This window comes from Nitrincola schmidtii (assembly GCF_008973715.1).
GTDB lineage: Bacteria > Pseudomonadota > Gammaproteobacteria > Pseudomonadales > Balneatricaceae > Nitrincola > Nitrincola schmidtii.
Genome location: NZ_WBOL01000004.1, coordinates 132,354 through 148,420 on the forward strand (window position 1 = coordinate 132,354; position 16,067 = coordinate 148,420).

The window sequence follows — 16,067 nt, forward strand, 5'->3', positions numbered from 1 at the left end:
TTAGAAGCTTTTTCAAAAGCGTCCAAACAAACCATTTTAGACCGAAGGAACCATCATCATGAATACACGATATCGTTTACTGACAGGATTTGCTTTGATTCTATTTTCATCAATGGCGCTTGCACACCCAGGTCATGGCCATGATCACGCGTATAGCAGCTTTTTATCCGGACTGCTTCACCCACTGACCGGTTTAGACCATCTAGCCATGCTATTGGGTATTGGTGCCTTAGGTGCTTGGCAATCGACTAAGCAACGCATTCAACTTTTTACGGGTACGCTAGGAATCATGTTTGCGGGTGCCGTCATGGGTTTGATAACCGGCTTTGCGAACGGAATTGAAGTGATCATCCTGGCTTCAATGTTCCTTATCGCTGTCGGTCTGTTTTTCTCTTTACGTGGCTTGTTACCGATGCTTGCGGCGTTGGTTCTGGTCATGTTCCACGGTTGGGCACATGGTTTAGAAATGCCTGCAGGCGGGGTTCTTTCCTTTATGCCGGGTATGCTGATCATGGCTGCCGTGATCATGGCCACAGGCTATGCACTGGGCAAAACCTTCCAACCTAAATGGTTGGGCGCTGGCAGCGGTATTGCGGCTGTTCTAATCAGTGTTCTGGGTTAAGTCATAGGTTGTTGTATGTTACCTAATTTGCGTCTCTTTCAACTCATCAGCCCTTCCCTGCCTGTCGGTGCTTTCACCTACTCACAGGGCTTGGAATGGGCGATTGAGGCAGGCTGGGTAACCAACGCTAAAGAACTTCATGACTGGCTTCTCGGCGTGTTGCAACAGAGTGTGACCAGCCTAGAGCTCCCAGTGTTAATCAGACTTTATCATGCTTTCGAGAAACAGGATTGGGATCAAGTCACCTATTGGTCAACCTATCTCTACGCCAGTCGCGAAACCTCAGAATTACGTGCAGAAGAGCGTCAGCGTGGTAAAGCCCTATCGGTGCTATTGCCCTCACTCGATATAGAGATCCCTGAGGCTAGTGAGTCTTCACTTCATCTCACTCAACTGGCGGGTATGGCACTGGCTGCCAGTCGCTGGCAAATTCCACTAGATCAGCTATGTAGCGGCTATTTATGGAGCTGGATTGAAAACAGCGTCATGGCTGGCGTAAAACTGGTGCCGTTAGGACAAACTCAAGGACAGCAATTGTTAATGACACTGTCAGAAGCTTTACCCGAATTACAGCAACAGGCGATGCAAATCCGCGATGAAGATGTTGCCGGTTGCACACCCGCACTCGCTATCGCCAGTTCACGACATGAAACCCAATATACACGACTCTTTCGTTCTTAATTTTTTACAGGAAATTCACCCATGAGTGACTATAAATCTCCTTTGCGTATCGGTGTTGGTGGCCCTGTTGGATCAGGAAAAACGGCACTCTTAGAAGTGCTTTGCAAAGCAATTCGTGACCAATACAGTATTGCCGTCGTCACTAACGATATCTACACCCAGGAAGATGCCAAAATTCTGACCCGTGCAGAAGCCTTACCGGCTGACCGAATAGTAGGCGTGGAAACTGGTGGTTGCCCTCATACCGCCATTCGTGAAGATGCCTCGATGAACCTTGCTGCTGTCGAAGAGTTGGCCAAGCTTCATAAAGATCTCGATGTGGTGTTTGTTGAAAGCGGCGGTGATAACCTCAGCGCCACATTCAGTCCGGAACTGGCAGACCTCACGATTTACGTTATCGATGTAGCGGAAGGCGAAAAAATCCCACGTAAAGGGGGTCCAGGAATCACTAAATCGGATTTGCTCGTCATCAATAAGATCGACTTGGCGCCTTATGTGGGTGCCAGCCTTGAAGTGATGGAATCGGATACTCAGCGTATGCGACCCAACCGCCCTTATGTCTTTACTAACCTAAAGACGGGTATTGGATTGGACGTGATCATCGACTTTGTTGTTAAACAAGGCATGCTGGATGCGGCTTAAAGGTGATCTATGACTGATCTGAATCTTCCAACACTACCGCCCAACTCGACTACTTCAGATGGATGGCGTGCGCGTATTGCATTGACCTTTGGTGTGCGTCGAGAAAAAACGCGTGTCATCGCTTCTCAGCGCTTGGGACCCTTATCGGTTCAACGTGCTTTTTACCCAGAAGATTCAGTCTGTCACAGTTACTTGTTACACCCCCCCGGAGGCGTGGTCGGCGGTGATCGCTTGTACGTAAAGGTTCAAGTCAATTCCCAAGCTCATGCACTGATCACCACCCCGGGAGCGACCAAGTTTTATCGCTCTGGCGGACGCTTAGCGCATTACCATCAACATTTGCAGGTCGATGAAGATGCGGCACTAGAGTGGTTACCCCAAGAAAATATCTTCTTCCCCGACAGTCAGTTAAGGATGCAAACAGAGATAGATCTTGGTGCGACCTCCCGCTTTATCGGTTGGGAAATTCAATGCTTAGGTCGCCCTGTGATTAATGAACATTTCGACCGAGGGCAGATTCGTTCTTCCTTGAAACTTAGCATCGATGGAAAACCGTTACTGATAGAACATTTCAACTCACTAAATGATGAGCTGCAACGCTCTAGCAGCGGGCTACGCGGATCTCCGATGCAAGCGACGATGTTCATCACCTCTTCAGACGATGTGCTGTTGGAACAGATACGTGACACGTTGTTAAGCCTCAAGCATGACCAGATTGTTAGCGGTGCCACACGATTAGATAACTTGATCGTGGTTCGCTTTTTAGGCCCGCAAACCGAGCCTTTATTGCAGCAAATGGTGAAAGTTTGGCAAACAGTACGACCCAGTGTAATGGGACGTGAAGCGTGTTTGCCTAGGATATGGGCGACTTAAGACAGCTCTAAATTACCGATAAGATTTTCAGCCAATCATACTAGACGTTAGCTAAGCATCTCTTTGAACACCGATTCAATATCAAAATCATCTTGCTCTTCGTCGTCAATTTTTAGAGATTTTTCGACATGCTCTAGATGTTCTAGCATCAGTGATCTAGCTGTAATTGCATCACCAGAAGAAATCGCTTCGACGATATTATTATGCTCATTATCCTTGCATGCAGACGCCGAAGGTGAGTCATACAAATAGATTATCAAGCTGGACAAAGCCGTTAAACGTCGCACAATATCATGATAGATGCTATTGCCGCTAAGTTCTGCCAAAAGTAAGTGGAAGTCCCCCGTAAGCTGGGTTAAACGGGCATGATCCTTTTCAGATCGTGCAGAGGCTTCTTCAGCAAGGTGTTGTTGAAGACGTTTGATGACTTGAGCGCCAGCCGAATTGGCCAACTGTTCCACAACAGAAACCTCTATTGCTCGACGTGCAGCAAACACCTCTGTTGCATCACGCGCCGTTGGACGCGTCACATAAGCACCTCGATTATGTTTCAAGGTAATGATGCGGTCTTGCGCTAAGCGAAAAAACACTTCGCGAAGTCGCGTACGGCTGACTCCAAAAACACGACATAAACGCTCTTCAGACAGCTTTAGCCCGGGTGGTAATTTACGATTGGCAATCGCAGCAAACATTAGGTCATATATGCTTTGGTTATCTGTCACTGTTTTTGATTTAACCACCACAAGCTATTCCTTATAAGCAAACAATAGACCGCATTAAGTGCATACACTTTATTAAATTTTCTACCTACAATATAGTAATTTATTGTATTAAAGATAAGCACTAATAATGTATCACATCCTGAAATACCAACACTCCTAAACCCGAATTTCGATAGCCATGTGGTTGGTCTGCGTTAAAGCTGACAGTCTCACCGGCGGAGTACTGATACCACTGGCCTGATAAACATAGATCTAGAATCCCTTCTATGACAAGAATACGTTCTGTGACACCTCCTTGATGAGGCTCAGAATGAGATTCAGCGCCTGGTGCTAGATGAAGTTCCAGCCATTCAAAGTTGACGGTTTCATCAAATGGAAAATGTACTCTAACATCAATACCAGAGGTTACTTTAGGTTCATTGACCGGACGCACGGATGACAGGTCATTGGGTTGGTAAAAACACCCTCTGATCAAATGCGTGAATGAGATTTGAAAGCCTGTGGCAATTTTCCACAAAGTTGCCAACGTGGGACTGGATTCTCCACGTTCTATCTGACCCAGCATCGCTTTACTGACGCCAGACTTCGCTGCCGCTTGATCTAAACTCCATTGCCTTGACTGCCTGAGTTCGCGTAATCCTTTGCCTAAACTGCTGGGTTGATTTTCCATCACGATAGCCTGCTGTAGATTTTCTATTTGTACACTATAACGCACAATGCTAAGCTAACCAAATTATGCGCTATAACGCACAGCCAAAGGTGCTCTATGTCATTACTGAAAGACTTTTCACTCTCCAGTCTCACCGCAGGTTTTGTTGCGGTGTTAGTGGGTTATACCAGCTCAGCGGTCATTATCTTTCAAGCCGCCGCTGCAGCGGGAGCCTCTCAGGCGGAAGTGACCTCGTGGTTTTTCGCACTGGGAATCGGCATGGGTCTTTCAACGCTAGGGCTATCGTTGTATTACAAAACCCCGATTTTAACCGCATGGTCAACTCCAGGTGCGGCATTGCTAGTAACCAGCTTACCGGGTCTGAGCATGGCGGAGGCGATAGGAGCGTTTATTTTCTGTGGCGCTTTAATTACGCTGGCAGGGATCACGGGTTGGTTTGAACGCTTGATGAAGTTTTTACCGCAAGAATTAGCCACAGCGATGCTGGCGGGGGTACTGCTTCAATTTGGTTTAGCCGCCTTTCACTCTGCCGAAACCCACTTAATACTAGTGATAAGCATGTTTGCACTTTACCTATTGGGCAAGCGCTTTTTTCCACGTTATGCGATTCTGATGGTTCTTTTTGGATCGGTAGCACTGGTGTATCTGATGGGTGAATTACAACTCGATAGACTGAGCTTTGAACTCGCTACACCGATCATGACTCTGCCCTCTTTTTCGTTGACAGCGTTAATCGGTGTCGGCATTCCACTGTTTATCGTCACCATGGCATCTCAAAATATGCCCGGCATTGCCGTCATTAAAGCATCGGGTTATCTCCCTCCTTTATCACCCATTATTACCTGGACAGGCATCACCACTCTGCTATTGGCTCCTTTAGGTGCTTTCGCACTTAATTTAGCCGCCATCACCGCTGCCATCTGCATGAGTGAAGAGGCACATCCTGATAAGCAGCGTCGTTATACCGCTGCTGTTGCCGCCAGTATTTTTTATATCTTAAGCGGGCTTCTGGCTGCCTCCGTTGCGACCTTGATGTTTGCCTTTCCTCAAGCCTTGGTCTTAACCCTAGCGGGACTAGCGTTGTTATCCACCATCGGCAATAGCTTATCGGTTGCGTTAGCCAACCCTGACGGGCGTGAAGCAGCCTTAATCACCTTTTTAGCCACCGCATCAGGCATGACATTGTTTGGTATTGGCAGTGCTTTTTGGGGGTTATTAGCAGGCGTGCTGGCTTGGCATTTGATGCGTAAACCATCCATCAAGTGATCAGAGAACCTACCTAGTCATCAAGTAGGATAGTAAATAACCGGCTGCAAGAATGACGATATAACTGCTTTCTACTCTTCGACGCTTGGTTTCGTCTTCTCTAGAATTTGTCAGATCAAGCACTGCTTGGTGAAGAAGAAAGGTATAAAGCACAAAATACAAAAACGGAATGACATGGACTTGGAAGGGATAGTCACTGATATCTCGACCAAATAGCGCGAGCAACCAGCCCATTTGCGTGAAGATCCCTAAAGCACCCAGCCCTGCGTTGATAAACATCCACTTTACTTCGTCCATTCCGAAGATGAATAAGTAAAAGATGACGTATACAAGAATCGCGACTCCCCCATGAAAATATAAAAAAAGAATATTCTCAGGGGTATCCGCATAAGCCATCACAAAACCCGAACCGCCAAACGCCAGCATATGGACTAGAAAGAACGGATAGATCTTGTACCAAGCTATCTCTTCACCCTTTTTATAAAGTCGTCCATTGATAGTGATATCTGCTCGAAGCTTCATGACGACTATCGTTTAACGAACTGGACTTTCTGCATAGACTTCTCCTTTATGCCCAATCAACACTACGAACCTGACCAGGCTCAAAGGCAAACTCATCACAATTTAGTAAATGTTTAAACTCAAATGCGTTGAAGCTTGATCTGTATGCAAGTCTTGATCAAGCTTCTTGTATGATTAAACCTCAGCTAATGCATGAATACAACGTACTGCACGAGTTTGCGCCTGATAAGCTGCTGGCATTGGTTTCATACACTCATCGGTTCGGTAACTACAGCGTGCAGCAAACGCACACTCTGTAATTTGCCGTGTAAGCTGCGGCGGTGATCCGGGTATAGCTGGCAGTGCCTGCTTACGATCCATCCCAGGATGAACGGTAGCACCGAGAAGACCTTGTGTATATGGATGCCAAGGATTAGATAACACATCATCAACAGGCCCTTCTTCGATAATACGCCCGGCATACATCACCGCAGTTCGATCAGCCACTTCAATAGCAACACCAACGTCATGAGTGACAAAAATCATACTCATGCCTAACTCACGCTGAAGCTCTTTTAACAACAATAACACCTGTATCTGAACAGTAGCATCAAGTGCCGTAGTTGGCTCATCTGCAAGCAAAATCTTAGGCTTACACGCAAGAGCCAATGCAATCATGGCTCGCTGACGCATACCACCCGACATTTCATGAGGGTAAGCATCCAAACGCTTAGCCGCTGAAGGTATACGAACACGTTCTAACATTTCTAATGCTCGCTTACGCGCATCAACTCGACTAAAACCTTCATGTCGCATCACCGATTCAATAATTTGATCACCCACCGTATATACAGGATCAAACGCCAACATAGGTTCCTGAAATACCATCGAAACCGTTTTTCCTCGCATCGCCGATAAGGCGGCAGGGCGCATCGACAATAGATCCACACCGTCAATATTTATCTGTCCTTCAATGCGGGTTTTATGTGCAGGATGCAGACGCATCAACGACTTCATAGTGACACTTTTACCACAACCTGATTCACCCAATAATGCTAAGGTTTCGCCAGCCGCTAGATCAAAACTGACATCTGACACAGCATAAACAGGTCCCTCTTCACCTTTAAAAGTTACATTCAGGTTACGAACGTCTATTAATTTATCAGCACTCATGCTGACACCTCCTGTAACTGAATGTATTTTTCATGATTAGGATTTGCTGGCAGCATAAAACAAGCGGCTTGATGCAAACCCTCAACTCTTGTGGTCTCTGGCTGCTGTGAAGAACAGATGGCACGAGCATGCTCACAACGTGGATGAAATCGGCAACCTGAAGGCGGAGCAATTGGATTGGGTGGATCGCCTTCTAGGACTTTGTGTTGTTTGCGTTCATGTGGCGTTTGTGAGGGCACCGAACTTAGTAGTGCACGGGTATAGGGATGAGCTGGGTTTTGATACAGTTGCTCGACAGGACCTGATTCCACGACTTGTCCCAAATACATCACCATGACGTCGTCACTGATATACTGAACAACATTGAGATCATGAGAGATAAAAAGATAGGTCAAACCAAACTCTTTCTTCAAATCAGATAAGAGGTTTAGCACTTGTGCCTGAACCGATTTATCCAATGCAGAAACTGCTTCATCCAAAAGCACAATTTCCGGCTTGATGGCGAGCGCTCTGGCAATATTCACCCTCTGCCGCTGACCACCCGATAACTCATGTGGATATCGACGTACAAAGACATTTGGATTCAAACCCACTTTTTCTAGTAAATCTCTGGCCTGCTGACGTGCTTCACGCTCACTAACACCGTGTATCTGTGGACCAAAAGCGATGCTGTCTTCTATCGTCAAGCGCGGATTTAAAGAGGCGTAAGAATCCTGAAATACCATCTGCATCTGACGACGTAGTTCAGCAACGGGATGGCGGCCACTGATGTTACCAAACTCTTTGCCACGAATACTGATACGCCCCTCATCTGGTTCAATAAGATGCATGAGTAAACGAGCCGTAGTGGATTTACCACAACCAGATTCTCCCACAATACCAAGGGTTCTCCCTTTTTCAACACTGAAGCTAACGCCATCAACCGCCTGAACCACTTGTGTCGGGCGTCCAAGCAGATCCTTACCTACTGGGAAATATTTTTTCAAATCCTGTACACGCAATAAGGCAGTCATCAATATTACCTCTTGATATCCATGGCACTGCGCAATCCATCAGACAGCAGGTTAAAACACAGTGAGGTGATAAAAATCATTAGCCCGGGGAGAACAGAGATCCAAGGCTGGATGTAAATTGATTGCCGCAGAGTATTCAGCATCAATCCCCATTCAGGGGTCGGTGGTCTAACTCCTAACCCAAGAAAACTTAATCCCGCTGCCAGAATCATGCAAACAGAGACGAGACTTGTGGCGTAAATAAACACAGGTCCCAGAACATTGCCTAAAACATGCACACGAATAATGGTGAAGTTACCTGCACCAGAAGCACGAGCCGCCTCGACAAAATCCAAATTTCGTACTGATGTGGTCACACTTTCAGCCACACGAGCTATCGGTGGAATAAACACCAGAGTGAGCGAAATAATGGCGTTAATAAAACCTGCCCCCAAGGCACCTGAAATAGCTATCGCCAAGAGCACCGCAGGAAATGCAAAGAATACATCAGTGGTACGCATGATGAGTGAGTTGATCCAACCACCAAAAAAACCAGCAATTAAGCCTAACGATGTGCCTATTGCAAAGGCGATAAATACAGGGAGTAAACCCATCATTAGGCTCATCTGTCCGCCGTGCATCAGTCGCGATAACATGTCACGACCCAATTCATCTGTACCCAGCCAATGCCCTTCTGTACCTATAGGAGATAAGCGTTTCAACATGGTACCCTGACTAGGATCATAGGGTGCCAGCAAAGGTGCAAAGACTGCAATTAACACCATTAGTAGTAATACAACAGCACAGCCAACGGATACGGGATCTCTAACCAGTCTTGTCCAAACGGTTGTCCAGTAACCTCTTGAGACTGCTGCTGTTTCTGCTGCAAGTGCAAATTTTTCTTTTGAAGTAGTGGAAGCTATGGTGGTCATCCGATTACCCTCGCTTGATCCGTGGATCCATCAGTGTTTGTAGAACATCCACTAATAGGTTCAGACCAACAAAAAACATTGCCAATACCAGAATAATGCCCTGTAACAAGGGGATATCGCGCTGAAAGATTGCTGTATTCAACAAATATCCGGTGCCGGGCCAAGAAAACACCGTTTCGACCAGAATCGAGCCGCCTAACAAATAACCAAACTGCAATCCCATAACAGACAACACGGTAGGTGCGGCATTTTTAGCCACATGCAGGGCAATACGACGTCCACGCAAGCCTCGCGCATACAACGCAGTAACAAACTCGGAGTTCAAGATCTCAGAAACCGTTGCACGAACTGTACGAGTAACAATACCCATAGGAATAAAACACATAGTGACTGCTGGCAACACTAAATGACGCAGATGCGCCCAATCTAAACGCCAGTCAGATGATCCTCCTGGACCTGCACCCATTGAAGGAAGCCAATCTAGGTGTACAGAAAAGATAATTACTAACAATAAGCCCAACCAATAGTGCGGTATAGATACTCCTGTAATAGCCAGAGCTGTCGCCAGCTTATCAATCCAAGTACCGTTATAGATGGCCGCTAAAGCACCTAAGAGAATGCCTCCCAAAAAACCCAGCAAAGCCGCCGCAAATGCCAATAATAGGGTATTACTCAAGGCTAGGGCTATGTCACCCATGACAGGGCGCCCTGTGGCAACGGAAACCCCTAGATCTCCTTGGAGTGCTCGCTGTATCCAACTACCAAATTGCACCAATAAAGGTCGATCCATTCCGTAGGCTTGCTGTATGGCGATCACGACTTCGGCCGGTGCATCCGCTGGAATAATTGCCGTTAAAGGATCACCCGGTGCTAGGTGAACCAGTGAGAAACACACAGCTGCAACGGCTAAAGCGATTGGAATGGCATAAAGAAAACGCCGAATGATAAAGACAAACATAATGGTTACCCGCAGTCAGCGAGGTGATCAACGAAAGAAGGCTTGATCACCTCTATTCAAGCTGAATTATTCTTCCATGTAGACAGGTGTTAAATCCTGAAACCAGCTTTTAGCTTGAACAAAACCAGCCACTTTTGGTCCCATGGCTCGTGGGCCTGTGTCATGACCTACGAACAAGAAAGGTGCATCTTCAACGAGAGTTTCATGCAACTGGCGATAGATACGAAGATTCTCTTCAGGGTCAAACGCTGTTTGCAGTTCTGCAATCAAACCATCGACTTCAACATTGTTGTAATGACCCCAGTTAAGCGACACAGGTGCTACATTTTTCGAATCGATAAAACGAATCATCGCTGCAAAAGGATCATGAGTTGCAAAGGTGATATTGGTTGCATGGGCACCTAAAGAGGCCTGATCAGCCGCGCCTTGACGCCAGTTATTGAACAGCGTTTCCCATACTAAGACTTCAAACTCAATCTCAATACCCACTTCTTTCAACTGCTGCTGAATCAGCTCATTCATCTGAAGAGGCTGCATTTGACCTGAACCAGACGCAGATATTAACACTTTGGCTTTGACAGGATTGTTCGGACCAAACCCTGCTTCGGCAAGCAACGCTTTTGCAGCTTCAGGATCATAACCGATGTTAAATTCAGGCTCACCAAAGCCTGCATCGTCAGGTAATAATAGCCCTTGTGCTGGAACCATATAACCACCGAGTAACTGCTGAATGGATTCACGATCAACCGCTAGGTTTGCAGCCTGACGTACACGCTTATCCAACCACGGAGAATCCGCTAAAAAGCTGAACTGCCATGGCCAAATATGAGGATAACCATTGCTGGTGATCTGATAACCACGACTTTGTAACATTGGCAAGGTATCGGCCGGTGGATTCTCGATCCAATCAACCTGACGAGACAACAAAGCATTGGCTCGAGTATTAGCTTCTGGAATTGGAATTAAAACCAAGCGATCTGCTTTTGCACGGCGAGATTCATCCCAATAGTCAGCAAATGGAATCAATTCAGCACGCTCACGTGGTACTAAAACGTCCAGTGAAAAAGGGCCGGTTCCTGAAGGGTTTTTCTCAAAGGCTTCCCAGTCACCATTTAATGCTTCCCAGTGAGCAGGACTCGACATAAACATAAAAGGTAATTGATTGATAAACATTGCGTTGGGAGTTTTGGTCGTAATCTCTACAGTGTATTCATCCAACTTTTGAATACTTTCATAGGCAGGCAAACGAGCAACAACTTGGGCTGCTTGACGCGCATCATATTGAGGCGACTGGTCATTGAAAACCTTATCAAAGTTGAACACGACAGCATCTGCATTGAATTCAGAACCATCATGGAACGTGACACCCTCACGTAATTGAAAAACCCACTTACGAGGGTCTGCTTCATCAACATGCCAGGCTGTCGCCAACTGTGGCACTAAGGGTGCTACCTTATCGTCTACGGAAAGATCCCAACTGACTAAGGCATCGTAAAGGGTCATACCAGTAAAACGAACACCCTCAAATCCAGAATTTGGTGCACCTGACGTCAATGGAATATCCGAAGCTGTCATTCCGATACGTACCGTACCACCCTGAGCCATCGCCGTAATCGGTATCAATGTGGCCAGCGTAGCAATGGCAAGTGATTTGAGTGGAAAAACTCTTTTCAGTGAATTGTGTGCAAAAGTTGTCTTAGATTTCATAACAGTGCTCCTTTGAGTGTGTTAAATAACCTTTTGCATAACTCGTGCCACAACATATAATATTTTTTGTATTTTCTATTGTATTCAATATTTACATGCATTTATGTAGCCAGACACAACACCTATTCATATAACCATCGATTTAAAATCTCTTAAAAACAGTCTATTGATCGCACCAATTTGGATAGATTGATGTAAAATGCACAATAAAAGTGCAATAAACATCTTTCGCTAGCGCCTTTAATTGAACTAAATTTTTCTAATTTTTTAAACAACAGCTAGTCGAAATGTGCTTTTTTGTATACCTTAATATCAATTAATGTATACAGAGACCAATCAAATGATCATCAATCTAATTAATCCCAACACTTCTGAATCTATGACATCCTGCATAGCAGAAGCAGCCCAACTTGTTGCCTCTCCAGAGACTCATCTACGCAGTTGTCACCCTTTACATGGCGCAGCATCTATCGAAGGTTTTTTGGATGAATTGATCGCTGCAACAGGCGTCATCGAACAAATAAAACTTGGTGAAAAAGAGGGGTGCCAAGCGCATATCATTGCCTGCTTTGGTGATCCTGGGCTCGATGCTGCAAGAGAGGTATCTAATTCCCCAGTCATAGGTATTGCTGAAGCCGCAATGCATACCGCAACCTTTCTTGGACATCGTTTCAGTGTCGTCACCAGTTTATGTCGTACCGTAGCAATGACAGAACATCTATTGATTAAGTATGGAATGGAACATCAGTGTGCCAGTATCAGAGCCGTCGATATTGCCGTACTGGATTTGCATAATCCCGAGTCAGACGCCTATCGGAAAATTTTGGAATCCTGCCAAGAAGCCATTCAAAAAGATAAAGCAGATGCGATTGTTTTAGGTTGTGCAGGAATGGCTGACTTACAAAAGAACCTCACTAATGCGCTTGGCATCCCTGTGATTGATGGTGTTGCTAGCGCAATAGGTATAGCCGAAATGTTAATACGCTGCGGACTATCGACCGGAAAGCGTGGTTGCTATGCACCACCCTTAGCCAAAAAATATACAGGGTGGGCCAATAACTTATAGCAAAATCAGTCGACTAGACTCTTGTTATTGCTTCTGTTTATTTAGACCAGATTCGCTCACCACTGTCTTGAGAAGCAGCCCATTCATCAACAGACTTTACTGATAAGTCAAAGTACTCTCGAGTGAGAGAATAGCCTTGACCTCCCATTCGGCCCACAGCATCCAATAACTGTTGGTCAATATGAAGTTTTTCAGGGTCACAAAGATCTTGATGGATATGCGCAAAAACTACTTCACCGAGGACGATCTCGCCCTTCGGTCCGGTAGGTATTATCATAGTTTTATTACATTCCAAAGACACTGGAGCGTCTAATATTCTGGGTGATGGTACCAAAATACCATTTTCTGAACTTAAACCTGCAGCGACCAATTCACTATCTTGTTCTGGAAAGGCGATAGCGCATATGCTCATTGCTTCGACAAGAGAGTTGTTAACAATATTGATCGTAAAAACACCCGTTTCTTGTATATTTCGCAAGGTATCTTTTTCTACACCATCTGCTTTTCGTTGAATACCAAAACCTACCAAGGGAGGATCAGCGGATAAAGCATTAAAAAAACTAAAAGGAGCCGCGTTAACTCTTCCAGAGTTATCAATAGTGGTTATCCATGCAATAGGTCTCGGAACAATACTACCTATAAGCACCTTGTAGCACTCATGAGGCGTTAGTTGAGAGAAATCAATTCCATAATGCGTATCGCTTTTTGATGTCATTGAACACTCCTGTTGTTGGACATGCATTTAAGTTTTATGAAAATTATCCGCTCAACCACGATATCTGCTCGAAGCTTCATAATGGAAACTCTTATTTACGAACCGGATGCTCCGCAATCCAATGTCGCGCAATATCTTCACGTCGTGTCACCCAGACACCCTCATGTGCTTGCACATAATCCAAGAATCTCTGTAACGCCTTAAAGCGCCCAGGACGACCCACTAAACGACAATGTAATCCAACGGACATCATTTTAGGAGCATCAGCCCCTTCGGCATACAGCACATCAAAGCTGTCACGAAGATAGTTAAAGAACTCTTCCCCATCCGCAAAACCAGTTGGTGATGAGAACCTCATATCATTACAGTCTAAGGTGTAAGGAATAACTAAGTGATGTTTCGACTCCCCCTGCGTTGTTTCAACTTGAGTCCAGAAAGGTAAGTCATCACCGTAGTAATCTGAATCGTAAAGAAAACCACCCTGCTCGACGATTAAGCGGCGAGTATTGGGAGAATCGCGACCCGTATACCAACCCAATGGAGCCTTTCCGGTGAGTTGTTCAAAGATCTGAATCGCTTCTTTCAGATGCTGACGCTCTTTGGCCTCCGGCATCTCTTGATAGTGAATCCATCGCAATCCATGACAGCAGATATCATGACCGAGGCGCTGAAACTCAGCCGTGACATCTGGATGACGCTGCAGTGCCATGGCAACACCAAAAATCGTCATGGGCAAACTGCGACGCTCAAACTCCCGAAGAATGCGCCAGACGCCCGCTCGCGATCCATATTCATAGATCGACTCCATGCTTAAATGTCGATCAGGATAAGGCGTTGCACCGGCAATTTCTGACAGAAAGGTCTCTGCATGGGCATCACCATGCAACACGGACATTTCGCCACCTTCTTCGTAGTTCAACACAAAGTTAAGTGCTATACGTGCTTGATTGGGCCAACGAGGATTGGGAGGATTGGCACCGTAACCGACTAAATCACGCGGGTAGTGTTGATTATTCTGCATCGACTTCTCCTTTACGCCCAATCAATACTACGAACCTGATCAGGCTCGAGGGTAAATTCATCACAATTCGGTAGCTGACCGCTTCGATCTACAACCAGCAATTCGTCTTCATCGGCTGTAACGATCAAAGGATGGTGCCAAACGCCGGCTGCATAGTTCACTCCTTGCGAACCATCGCTGATAAACAGGCACATTTGACTCAGGTCTGGCTGATCTCCCGGCGGTGCAACGACGATTAGAAACGGCTTTCCTTTTAACGGAATAAAGGCTTGAGAACCGAAAGGATGACGTTCAAGCATTTTAATGTCTAAAGGAAATTGATCCGCCTTGGGTTTGCGAAAAATACTAATAATCACCTGCCCATCGTCTGGACCTGTTTCGACCTGAGCCATATTGTGATAGCGCTCAGTACTACCACCATTAATCAGAAAATGACTGTGCTGTTGTCGATCAATCACTTGACCAAAAGGAGCAAAGTTTTTTGCCGTTAAAGGTTGCGGCGTCAGTTGAATCGACATGCTTAGCGCCTCGCAATATGGCCTAGTAAACGTAATCGGCTAACACCCCCATCCGGGAAAATATTCAGACGCACATGGGTAATCGGGCCTAGATCCTGCAGTTCTGTGGTAAACGTATGCTCTTGGTGCATCTGAAGCTTATGTGAGGGTAGCAATTCTTTCCAGTAGAGACTTTGGGTCTCGATCTGACTTTCGGTACCGCCTTTCACATACGCCGCCTGAATAGAGCAGCTATCGGGATAGTTACCTTTAAAGTGTAGCGTATCCACAATAATCTTTTCGACCACGCCAGGATGCCCTAACGACAGAATCACCCAATCATACCCAGGCGTGCGACGACGAGCGGTTTCCCAACCATCACCCATATTGATTCCACGACCTGGATTAATCAGATTACTGATGCTGCCGTAATGCTCATCAGAACAGGCCAGCGCTCGACCACCGTTTAGCACAGAGACAAGATCTAACGCTTCTGTTTCGCTGACCGATGACCAATCACGGTAAGGAATACCATAGACTCGTAAGCGAGCCACACCCCCATCAGGGTAGATATTGAAACGCAAGTGCGTCCAAGCTTGGTCGGAATGCAAGGTTTCATGCAGATGATGGCTATTGCCCTGCAAATCAACGGAATGAAGAATCTGAGTCCAGCGTGTTTGCTCATCGGGATCACCCGTTTCACAGAAACACGCTTCTAAAGATGCGGAAGGAGGATAGTTACCGGTAAAATAAGACGTATCGATATCAACACCTTGAATATAACCCGGCACACCTAAGCGAATAATCGCATGATCATAGCCTTCAAAGCGCTTACGGCGACTTTCCCAGCCATCCATCCATTTACCATTGTCATCGAATACACCCTCTTTCCATACCGGTGCTTCAGGATTAAACAACCGATTAACATCGGCAAACCAATCATCCGTGACAAAAACGGCACGTGTACCCAAACGGGCGTCGGCAAGGTTAATACTGCGTTTATAAGGGTTTTCAACGGACTGCATGATG

The 16,067-nt window shown here is 45.9% G+C and carries 18 protein-coding genes; 6 read left to right on the forward strand and 12 right to left on the reverse strand.

Annotated elements, in window-relative coordinates; all coding sequences use genetic code 11:
* The first annotated feature begins 58 nt into the window (after nt 1-58).
* The 4 genes from F7R24_RS05130 to F7R24_RS05145 are packed head-to-tail and all read left to right on the forward strand — an operon-like array spanning nt 59 to nt 2,818.
* Nucleotides 59-622 (forward strand): HupE/UreJ family protein, encoded by a 564-nt coding sequence (locus F7R24_RS05130; protein ID WP_151670179.1) that lies wholly within the window; start codon nt 59-61, stop codon nt 620-622.
* Nucleotides 623-637: 15 nt separating this feature from the next.
* A complete protein-coding gene (locus F7R24_RS05135; protein WP_151670180.1) occupies nt 638-1,303 on the forward strand; it encodes an urease accessory protein UreF in 666 nt (221 codons plus the stop codon).
* A gap of 21 nt (nt 1,304-1,324) precedes the next feature.
* Nucleotides 1,325-1,945 (forward strand): urease accessory protein UreG, encoded by a 621-nt coding sequence (gene ureG, locus F7R24_RS05140; RefSeq protein WP_151670181.1) that lies wholly within the window; start codon nt 1,325-1,327, stop codon nt 1,943-1,945.
* A gap of 9 nt (nt 1,946-1,954) precedes the next feature.
* Nucleotides 1,955-2,818: an urease accessory protein UreD gene (locus F7R24_RS05145; protein ID WP_151670182.1), complete on the forward strand. Its 864-nt coding sequence runs from the start codon at nt 1,955-1,957 to the stop codon at nt 2,816-2,818.
* Nucleotides 2,819-2,865: 47 nt separating this feature from the next.
* Here F7R24_RS05145 and F7R24_RS05150 read toward each other — a convergent pair whose 3' ends face one another.
* Together F7R24_RS05150 and F7R24_RS05155 are read right to left on the reverse strand one after the other, a co-directional pair.
* The gene (locus F7R24_RS05150; RefSeq protein WP_206057476.1) at nt 2,866-3,561 is read right to left on the reverse strand and encodes a GntR family transcriptional regulator; all 696 of its coding nucleotides are present in this window, start codon (nt 3,559-3,561) and stop codon (nt 2,866-2,868) included.
* Nucleotides 3,562-3,661: 100 nt separating this feature from the next.
* On the reverse strand, nt 3,662-4,210 hold the full coding sequence (locus tag F7R24_RS05155; protein WP_151670183.1) for a helix-turn-helix domain-containing protein: 549 nt from the start codon (nt 4,208-4,210) through the stop codon (nt 3,662-3,664).
* A 27-nt stretch (nt 4,211-4,237) separates the two neighbouring features.
* Between F7R24_RS05155 and F7R24_RS05160 the strand changes: the two genes are divergently transcribed.
* Entirely contained in the window at nt 4,238-5,476 is a 1,239-nt protein-coding gene (locus tag F7R24_RS05160; RefSeq protein WP_338087088.1) for a benzoate/H(+) symporter BenE family transporter, read from the forward strand.
* Nucleotides 5,477-5,485: 9 nt separating this feature from the next.
* On the opposite strand, the gene F7R24_RS05165 is transcribed toward F7R24_RS05160, so the two are convergent.
* The 6 genes from F7R24_RS05165 to F7R24_RS05190 all read right to left on the reverse strand — a co-directional run bounded on the left by F7R24_RS05165 (nt 5,486) and on the right by F7R24_RS05190 (nt 11,739).
* Nucleotides 5,486-5,998: a hypothetical protein gene (locus tag F7R24_RS05165; RefSeq protein WP_151670185.1), complete on the reverse strand. Its 513-nt coding sequence runs from the start codon at nt 5,996-5,998 to the stop codon at nt 5,486-5,488.
* Between the two features lie 174 nt (nt 5,999-6,172).
* Nucleotides 6,173-7,150: an ABC transporter ATP-binding protein gene (locus F7R24_RS05170; protein WP_151670186.1), complete on the reverse strand. Its 978-nt coding sequence runs from the start codon at nt 7,148-7,150 to the stop codon at nt 6,173-6,175.
* A complete protein-coding gene (locus F7R24_RS05175) occupies nt 7,147-8,163 on the reverse strand; it encodes an ABC transporter ATP-binding protein (RefSeq protein WP_151670187.1) in 1,017 nt (338 codons plus the stop codon). Before F7R24_RS05175 ends, F7R24_RS05170 begins: the two co-directional genes overlap by 4 nt.
* A gap of 5 nt (nt 8,164-8,168) precedes the next feature.
* Nucleotides 8,169-9,074, reverse strand: a complete 906-nt coding sequence (locus F7R24_RS05180) for an ABC transporter permease (protein ID WP_151670188.1) — start codon at nt 9,072-9,074, stop codon at nt 8,169-8,171.
* Between the two features lie 4 nt (nt 9,075-9,078).
* The gene (locus tag F7R24_RS05185; RefSeq protein ID WP_151670189.1) at nt 9,079-10,032 is read right to left on the reverse strand and encodes an ABC transporter permease; all 954 of its coding nucleotides are present in this window, start codon (nt 10,030-10,032) and stop codon (nt 9,079-9,081) included.
* Nucleotides 10,033-10,098: 66 nt separating this feature from the next.
* A complete protein-coding gene (locus tag F7R24_RS05190; protein ID WP_151670190.1) occupies nt 10,099-11,739 on the reverse strand; it encodes an ABC transporter substrate-binding protein in 1,641 nt (546 codons plus the stop codon).
* A gap of 340 nt (nt 11,740-12,079) precedes the next feature.
* Between F7R24_RS05190 and F7R24_RS05195 the strand changes: the two genes are divergently transcribed.
* Entirely contained in the window at nt 12,080-12,805 is a 726-nt protein-coding gene (locus tag F7R24_RS05195) for an aspartate/glutamate racemase family protein (RefSeq protein ID WP_151670191.1), read from the forward strand.
* Between the two features lie 37 nt (nt 12,806-12,842).
* Here the strand turns inward: F7R24_RS05195 and F7R24_RS05200 are convergent, their stop codons facing one another.
* From F7R24_RS05200 to alc, 4 genes are all read right to left on the reverse strand, one after another.
* Nucleotides 12,843-13,520 (reverse strand): flavin reductase family protein, encoded by a 678-nt coding sequence (locus F7R24_RS05200; RefSeq protein WP_151670192.1) that lies wholly within the window; start codon nt 13,518-13,520, stop codon nt 12,843-12,845.
* 91 nt (nt 13,521-13,611) lie between these two features.
* Nucleotides 13,612-14,541 (reverse strand): allantoinase PuuE, encoded by a 930-nt coding sequence (gene puuE, locus F7R24_RS05205; protein WP_151670193.1) that lies wholly within the window; start codon nt 14,539-14,541, stop codon nt 13,612-13,614.
* Between the two features lie 11 nt (nt 14,542-14,552).
* A complete protein-coding gene (locus F7R24_RS05210; RefSeq protein WP_151670194.1) occupies nt 14,553-15,059 on the reverse strand; it encodes an ureidoglycolate lyase in 507 nt (168 codons plus the stop codon).
* 2 nt (nt 15,060-15,061) lie between these two features.
* The gene (gene alc, locus F7R24_RS05215; RefSeq protein ID WP_151670195.1) at nt 15,062-16,063 is read right to left on the reverse strand and encodes an allantoicase; all 1,002 of its coding nucleotides are present in this window, start codon (nt 16,061-16,063) and stop codon (nt 15,062-15,064) included.
* Between the last annotated feature and the right edge of the window lie 4 nt (nt 16,064-16,067).

Coding starts and splice junctions, on each gene's coding strand:
- F7R24_RS05195 (WP_151670191.1), top strand. CDS start 12,080: ATGATCATCAATCTAATTAATCCCAACACTTCTGAATCTATGACATCC.
- puuE (WP_151670193.1), bottom strand. CDS start 14,541: ATGCAGAATAATCAACACTACCCGCGTGATTTAGTCGGTTACGGTGCC.
- F7R24_RS05180 (WP_151670188.1), bottom strand. CDS start 9,074: ATGACCACCATAGCTTCCACTACTTCAAAAGAAAAATTTGCACTTGCA.
- F7R24_RS05170 (WP_151670186.1), bottom strand. CDS start 7,150: ATGAGTGCTGATAAATTAATAGACGTTCGTAACCTGAATGTAACTTTT.
- F7R24_RS05130 (WP_151670179.1), top strand. CDS start 59: ATGAATACACGATATCGTTTACTGACAGGATTTGCTTTGATTCTATTT.
- F7R24_RS05190 (WP_151670190.1), bottom strand. CDS start 11,739: ATGAAATCTAAGACAACTTTTGCACACAATTCACTGAAAAGAGTTTTT.
- ureG (WP_151670181.1), top strand. CDS start 1,325: ATGAGTGACTATAAATCTCCTTTGCGTATCGGTGTTGGTGGCCCTGTT.
- F7R24_RS05135 (WP_151670180.1), top strand. CDS start 638: ATGTTACCTAATTTGCGTCTCTTTCAACTCATCAGCCCTTCCCTGCCT.
- alc (WP_151670195.1), bottom strand. CDS start 16,063: ATGCAGTCCGTTGAAAACCCTTATAAACGCAGTATTAACCTTGCCGAC.
- F7R24_RS05175 (WP_151670187.1), bottom strand. CDS start 8,163: ATGACTGCCTTATTGCGTGTACAGGATTTGAAAAAATATTTCCCAGTA.
- F7R24_RS05165 (WP_151670185.1), bottom strand. CDS start 5,998: ATGAAGCTTCGAGCAGATATCACTATCAATGGACGACTTTATAAAAAG.
- F7R24_RS05185 (WP_151670189.1), bottom strand. CDS start 10,032: ATGTTTGTCTTTATCATTCGGCGTTTTCTTTATGCCATTCCAATCGCT.
- F7R24_RS05155 (WP_151670183.1), bottom strand. CDS start 4,210: ATGGAAAATCAACCCAGCAGTTTAGGCAAAGGATTACGCGAACTCAGG.
- F7R24_RS05210 (WP_151670194.1), bottom strand. CDS start 15,059: ATGTCGATTCAACTGACGCCGCAACCTTTAACGGCAAAAAACTTTGCT.
- F7R24_RS05200 (WP_151670192.1), bottom strand. CDS start 13,520: ATGACATCAAAAAGCGATACGCATTATGGAATTGATTTCTCTCAACTA.
- F7R24_RS05145 (WP_151670182.1), top strand. CDS start 1,955: ATGACTGATCTGAATCTTCCAACACTACCGCCCAACTCGACTACTTCA.